Source organism: Citrobacter sp. wls826 (assembly GCF_005281245.1).
In the GTDB taxonomy this organism is placed as follows: Bacteria; Pseudomonadota; Gammaproteobacteria; order Enterobacterales; family Enterobacteriaceae; genus Citrobacter; species Citrobacter braakii.
This window is the reverse complement of the sequence record NZ_SZWS01000030.1, coordinates 9,182-15,326: the sequence shown is the minus strand read 5'-3', so window position 1 is coordinate 15,326 and position 6,145 is coordinate 9,182. Positions and strand designations below refer to the sequence as shown.

Sequence of the window (6,145 nt, the reverse complement as noted above, 5' to 3'; positions counted from 1 at the left end):
CCCGGAGAGGCGCTGCGCCTCTCCCTTTTCGTAGGGATACAACAATGGCACCTTTAGCTGGTTGGTGGCGATACCTGGCTCCGCTGGTGGTCATCGCCATTATTGCTGTACTGCCCGTCCCCAACGGTCTTGAGAGCCACACCTGGCTCTATTTTGCCGTTTTTACCGGTGTGATTGTGGGCCTTATTCTGGAACCTGTACCGGGCGCGGTGGTAGCGATGATTGGCATTTCGATTATCGCCGTCCTTTCACCGTGGCTGCTGTTCAGCCCGGAGCAACTCGCGCAGGACGGTTTTAAATTTACCGCCAAATCGCTGTCATGGGCGGTATCAGGTTTTTCAAACTCGGTAATCTGGCTTATCTTCGCGGCCTTTATGTTTGGTACCGGCTATGAGAAAACCGGGCTCGGTCGACGTATCGCGCTGATGCTGGTGAAAAAGATGGGGCACCGGACGCTGTTTCTCGGCTATGCGGTGATGTTCTCTGAACTTATCCTCGCTCCCGTCACGCCGTCCAACTCCGCGCGCGGGGCCGGAATAATCTACCCGATTATCCGCAACCTGCCGCCGCTGTATAACTCGCAGCCCAATAGCGCCAGTTCTCGCTCCATTGGCTCGTACATTATGTGGATGGGCATTGTCGCCGACTGCGTCACCAGCGCCATTTTCTTAACGGCGATGGCGCCGAACCTGCTGTTAATCGGCCTGATGAAAGGCGCGTCCCACACGGCGCTGAGCTGGGGCGACTGGTTCTTAGGCATGCTGCCGCTGAGTATTTTACTGGTGCTGATTGTGCCCTGGCTGGCGTACGTGTTGTATCCACCGGTGCTGAAATCCGGCGATCAGGTTCCGCGCTGGGCGGATACAGAGCTAAAAGCAATGGGACCGCTCTGCGCACGCGAGAAAAAGATGTTGGTGCTGATGGTCGGCGCACTGGTGCTGTGGATCTTCGGCGGCGATTACATTGACGCCGCGATGGTCGGATACAGCGTAGTGGCGTTGATGCTGGTACTGCGCATCATTAGCTGGGATGACATCGTCAGTAATAAAGCCGCGTGGAACGTCTTTTTCTGGCTGGCCTCGCTGATAACGCTGGCGACCGGGCTCAATAACACCGGTTTTATTACCTGGTTCGGCAAGCTGCTGGCAAACGGGTTGAGCGGTTATTCGCCGATGATGGTGATGGTGGCGCTCATTGTGGTGTTCTATTTGCTGCGCTACTTCTTTGCCAGCGCCACGGCGTATACCTCCGCCCTGGCGCCGATGATGATTGCCGCCGCACTGGCAATGCCGGAAATTCCACTTCAGGTCTTCTGCCTGATGGTCGGCGCAGCCATTGGTCTCGGCAGCATTCTGACCCCGTATGCCACCGGTCCTAGCCCTATCTACTACGGCAGCGGCTATTTGCCGACGGTAGATTACTGGCGACTCGGTGCTATTTTTGGCCTGATTTTCCTTGTGCTGCTGGTGATTACCGGTCTGGTCTGGATGCCCCTCGTTTTACTGTAAAACCCCATTGGGGCGGCATATTGTCGCCCCTTTATCCATAAGCTTCTCATATGATCGATTTCCCGATGTGCTGAGGCATACTTTTTTGTATGCAAACACCCTCATGCTGATAAGGGAAACGCTCTGGACACGGTTGCGCACGAGACACTCACACGGGGCTGGCAGGCCGAACTGGATCTGCATTTCACCCGCACTGGGCACAACACGGTGCTCGCCTCGGCGCGTCATCATGGTCCATTGACGGTTCAGCGTCCGTTTTACCCGGAAGAGGACGTCTGCCACCTCTATTTGCTTCATCCACCCGCGGGGATCGTCGGCGGGGATGAACTACACATTGCCGTAACTCTCAACGAAAACAGTCATGTGTTAATCACCCAGCCCGGCGCGGGAAAGTTTTATCGCAGCGGTGGGCCGCAGGCGTTGCTGCGCCAACATTTCACGCTCGCCCCGCACGCCACGCTGGAGTGGCTCCCCCAGGATACGATCCTCTTTCCTGGCGCCAACGCCACTATCCAGTCCGTCTTTCACATCGCGTCAGAGAGTCGACTGCTGGCCTGGGATCTGCTGTGTCTCGGGCGACCGGTTATGCAGGAGTCCTTCAGCCACGGCTCGCTGCAAAACCGTCTGGAAGTGTGGCGAAATGGGCAGCCGCTGCTGATAGAGCGCTTGCAGTTGCAGAAGGGGGAGCTGAGCGGCGTCGCGCACCATCCCTGGGTCGGCACGTTGCTGTGTTATCCGGCCACTGAAAACATGCTGGAAGGCACGCGCGAGCGGCTGACGCCGCTTGGCGATTACGCCGGGGCAACGCTTAACGACTCACTGCTGACGATCCGCTTTCTTGCCAACGACAACCTGATTGTTCAGCGCGTTATGCGTGACATCTGGCAATTTCTGCGCCCGCTTTTGACACACAAACCGCCCGTACTACCGCGAATCTGGCAAACCTAAGAGACCCCGTATGGAACTGACCCCCAGAGAAAAAGACAAGCTGTTGCTGTTTACCGCCGCGCTGGTGGCAGAACGTCGCCTGGCCCGCGGGCTGAAGCTGAACTATCCGGAATCGGTGGCGCTAATTAGCGCTTTCATCATGGAAGGGGCACGCGATGGTCAAACCGTGGCCTCGCTGATGGAAGACGGGCGTCACGTCCTGCGCCGCGATCAGGTGATGGAAGGCGTACCGGAGATGATCCCAGATATTCAGGTTGAAGCGACGTTTCCGGACGGATCAAAGCTGGTCACCGTCCACAACCCGATCGTTTAAGGAGCGGCAATGATCCCAGGTGAATATCAGATAGCCAAAGGCAATATCGCGATCAATCAGGGGCGGGAAACCTGTACGATCGTGGTGGAAAATCATGGCGACAGACCCATCCAGGTGGGATCGCACTATCACTTTTCCGAGGTGAACCCGGCGCTGCGCTTTGACAGGCGGGCTGCACGCGGCTTTCGTCTAAACATTCCTGCGGGCACAGCGGTACGTTTTGAGCCGGGACAAAAACGCGAAGTCGAACTGGTGCGCGTCGCTGGCGCACAAAGGATCGTGGGTTTTCGCAGCGAAGTGATGGGCGTTCTGGAGGCAAATGATGAGTGAAATTTCACGGCAGGCTTACGCCGACATGTTTGGCCCAACCACCGGCGATAAGGTACGCCTGGCGGATACCGACCTGTGGATCGCGGTGGAAAAAGACTTCACCACCTACGGCGAAGAGGTCAAATTTGGCGGCGGGAAAGTGATCCGCGACGGCATGGGTCAGGGACAAATGCGCGCGCAAGCGTGTGTGGATCTGGTGATAACCAACGCCCTGATCGTCGATCACTGGGGGATCGTGAAAGCGGATATCGGCATCAAGGACGCCAGGATCTTCGCCATCGGCAAAGCGGGTAATCCTGATATTCAGCCCGACGTCACGATCCCGATCGGCGTGGGAACTGAAGTCATCGCCGGGGAAGGCAAGATCGTCACCGCGGGCGGCGTGGATACGCATATTCACTGGATCTGCCCACAGCAGGCACAGGAGGCGCTGGTTTCCGGCGTAACGACGATGATCGGCGGCGGCACCGGCCCGGCAGCAGGAACTAACGCCACCACCTGCACGCCGGGTCCGTGGTACATCGCGCGCATGCTGCAGGCGGCAGACGCCTTGCCGGTTAACATCGGTTTGCTGGGTAAAGGCAACGGCTCAAACCCTGACGCCCTGCGCGAGCAAATCACCGCGGGCGCCATTGGCCTGAAAATCCATGAAGATTGGGGCGCTACGCCAGCCGCCATCAACTGTTCCCTGGAAGTAGCAGAGGAGATGGATATCCAGGTGGCGCTGCACAGCGATACGCTCAATGAGTCCGGTTTCGTTGAAGATACGCTGGCGGCGATTGGCGATCGCACCATTCATACTTTCCACACCGAAGGCGCGGGCGGCGGCCATGCGCCAGATATCATCACCGCCTGCGCGCATCCGAATATTCTGCCCTCCTCCACTAACCCGACGCTGCCCTATACCGTCAACACCATCGACGAGCATCTCGACATGCTGATGGTTTGCCACCACCTCGATCCGGATATCGCCGAAGACGTGGCCTTTGCCGAATCACGCATTCGCCGGGAAACGATCGCTGCCGAAGATGTGCTGCATGACATTGGCGCGTTTTCCCTGACCTCGTCCGATTCACAGGCGATGGGACGCGTGGGCGAAGTGATCCTGCGCACCTGGCAGGTGGCGCACCGCATGAAGGTTCAGCGTGGTCCGCTGGCAGAAGAAACAGGCGACAACGACAACCAGCGCGTTAAACGCTACGTCGCCAAATACACCATCAACCCGGCGCTAACCCACGGCATCGCCCACGAAGTTGGCTCCGTTGAGCCTGGCAAACTGGCCGATCTGGTGCTGTGGTCCCCAGCCTTTTTTGGCGTAAAACCAGCGACGATCGTAAAGGGCGGGATGATCGCGTGTGCGCCGATGGGCGATATCAACGCCTCGATCCCCACCCCGCAGCCGGTGCATTACCGCATGATGTTCGGCGCACTTGGCGCGGCGCGGCATCGTACTCGACTGACCTTTATTTCGCAGGCCGCTAACGCGCAAAACATCCCGCAGCAGCTCAATTTGCAAAGCGCCATCGCCGTCGTCAAAGGCTGTCGGACGGTGAAAAAGGCCGACATGATCCACAACGGCCTGCAACCCAATATCACCGTCGATGCTCAGACTTATGAGGTGCGCATTGATGGCGAACTTATCACCAGCGAACCGGCAGACGTTTTGCCGATGGCGCAACGCTATTTCTTGTTTTGAGGAGTGACGATGATCTACCTGACCCAACGCCTTGACCACGCCCACCGCGTCACCGCAAGCATCACGCTACCCATTGATATTCGAGTAAAAAGCCGTGCCAGAGTGACGCTGAACGACGGTCGCGAAGCCGGGCTAATGCTTCCGCGCGGTTTGCTGTTACGCAGTGGTGATCTGCTGACCACCGAAGATGGCAGCGAGGTGATCGAAGTGATCGCCGCGCCGGAGTCGGTTTCCGTGGTGCGCTGCGCCGATCCTTTCCTGCTCGCCAAAGCCTGTTATCACCTCGGCAATCGCCACGTTCCGCTGCAAATTCTGCCGGATGAGTTGCGCTACCATCACGATCATGTGCTGGACACCATGTTGCGCCAGTTCAACCTGGAGGTGACGTTTGCTCAACTACCGTTTGAACCGGAAGCAGGCGCTTATGCCAGTGAATCACACGGGCATCATCACGCCCATGCGCACTGATGCATAACATCCAACAGCTGCGTCTGATGCAGCTTGCCAGCAGCGCTCTCCCGGTGGGGTCGTTTACCTGGTCCCAGGGTCTGGAGTGGGCGGTTGAAATCGGCTGGGTGAAAAGCGCCGATGACTTCTCTGACTGGCAAATCCAGCAGATGGAGCAGAACTTCTTTACCGTCGACCTACCGCTACTGGCGAGACTGTATCGCGCCTGCGAGCAGGACGATCTGGCTGCAGCACGCCGCTGGAGCGCTTACCTGTTGGCCTGTCGGGAAACCCGCGAACTACGGGATGAAGAACGCAGTCGGGGCGCGGCGTTTACGCGGCTGGTCATCGACTGGGAAGCTGATTGCTCGCGGGAGTGGCGCGCGCTCTTTGTCGACAGCCAACTCTGCGGTATGGCCTGGCTGGGCGTGCGCTGGAAAATCCCCCTGACGGAGCTGGCATTAAGCCTCGGCTACAGCTGGATTGAGAGCGCAGTGATGGCTGGCGTCAAACTGGTCCCTTTTGGGCAGCAGGCGGCCCAGCGTTTGATCATTGCGCTCTGCAATCGGTATGCGCAAGGTCTGGCACAGGCGCTGGCGTGTCCTGACGCCAGCCTCGGCTCAGCAACGCCGTTGGCGGCCATCGCATCTGCCCGGCATGAAACCCAATATTCCCGATTATTCCGCTCCTGAGGAGAAAAAATGAGTAACAACAAGCATCCCCTGCGCGTGGGCGTTGGCGGCCCGGTTGGCTCCGGCAAAACGGCGCTGCTGGAAGCGTTATGCAAATCCATGCGCAGCAGCTATCAACTGGCGGTGGTGACCAACGATATCTATACCAAAGAAGATCAGCGCATTCTCACCGAGGCTGGCGCACTGGAGCCAGACAGGATCGTCGGCGTGG

At 58.3% G+C, this 6,145-nt stretch carries 8 protein-coding genes; all 8 read left to right on the top strand.

Features of this window, described 5'->3' with window-relative positions:
* Positions 1–44 precede the first annotated feature (44 nt).
* The gene (locus FDW87_RS07625) at positions 45–1,508 is read left to right on the top strand and encodes an anion permease (RefSeq protein WP_137379602.1); all 1,464 of its coding nucleotides are present in this window, start codon (positions 45–47) and stop codon (positions 1,506–1,508) included.
* Positions 1,509–1,631: 123 nt separating this feature from the next.
* Positions 1,632–2,456 carry an urease accessory protein UreD gene (locus FDW87_RS07620; RefSeq protein ID WP_212725440.1) on the top strand — a complete coding sequence of 275 codons (825 nt, stop codon included), beginning with the start codon at positions 1,632–1,634 and terminating at the stop codon, positions 2,454–2,456.
* Between the two features lie 10 nt (positions 2,457–2,466).
* On the top strand, positions 2,467–2,769 hold the full coding sequence (locus tag FDW87_RS07615; protein WP_016154542.1) for an urease subunit gamma: 303 nt from the start codon (positions 2,467–2,469) through the stop codon (positions 2,767–2,769).
* A gap of 9 nt (positions 2,770–2,778) precedes the next feature.
* Positions 2,779–3,099 (top strand): urease subunit beta, encoded by a 321-nt coding sequence (locus tag FDW87_RS07610; protein WP_137379600.1) that lies wholly within the window; start codon positions 2,779–2,781, stop codon positions 3,097–3,099.
* Positions 3,092–4,795 (top strand): urease subunit alpha, encoded by a 1,704-nt coding sequence (gene ureC / locus FDW87_RS07605; protein WP_137379616.1) that lies wholly within the window; start codon positions 3,092–3,094, stop codon positions 4,793–4,795. The genes FDW87_RS07610 and ureC overlap by 8 nt, the downstream gene beginning before the upstream one ends.
* A gap of 9 nt (positions 4,796–4,804) precedes the next feature.
* Positions 4,805–5,263 (top strand): urease accessory protein UreE, encoded by a 459-nt coding sequence (gene ureE, locus FDW87_RS07600; RefSeq protein ID WP_137379599.1) that lies wholly within the window; start codon positions 4,805–4,807, stop codon positions 5,261–5,263.
* Positions 5,263–5,934 (top strand): urease accessory protein UreF, encoded by a 672-nt coding sequence (locus FDW87_RS07595; RefSeq protein ID WP_075848568.1) that lies wholly within the window; start codon positions 5,263–5,265, stop codon positions 5,932–5,934. Before ureE ends, FDW87_RS07595 begins: the two co-directional genes overlap by 1 nt.
* A gap of 9 nt (positions 5,935–5,943) precedes the next feature.
* A partial coding sequence (locus FDW87_RS22060; RefSeq protein ID WP_305764069.1) for a GTP-binding protein occupies positions 5,944–6,145 on the top strand: 202 nt, incomplete at its 3' end.

Excerpts from the sequence above, each read along its gene's own strand:
- FDW87_RS07625 (WP_137379602.1), top strand. The coding sequence starts at position 45 with ATGGCACCTTTAGCTGGTTGGTGGCGATACCTGGCTCCGCTGGTGGTC.
- FDW87_RS07610 (WP_137379600.1), top strand. The coding sequence starts at position 2,779 with ATGATCCCAGGTGAATATCAGATAGCCAAAGGCAATATCGCGATCAAT.
- ureC (WP_137379616.1), top strand. The coding sequence starts at position 3,092 with ATGAGTGAAATTTCACGGCAGGCTTACGCCGACATGTTTGGCCCAACC.
- FDW87_RS07595 (WP_075848568.1), top strand. The coding sequence starts at position 5,263 with ATGCATAACATCCAACAGCTGCGTCTGATGCAGCTTGCCAGCAGCGCT.
- ureE (WP_137379599.1), top strand. The coding sequence starts at position 4,805 with ATGATCTACCTGACCCAACGCCTTGACCACGCCCACCGCGTCACCGCA.
- FDW87_RS07615 (WP_016154542.1), top strand. The coding sequence starts at position 2,467 with ATGGAACTGACCCCCAGAGAAAAAGACAAGCTGTTGCTGTTTACCGCC.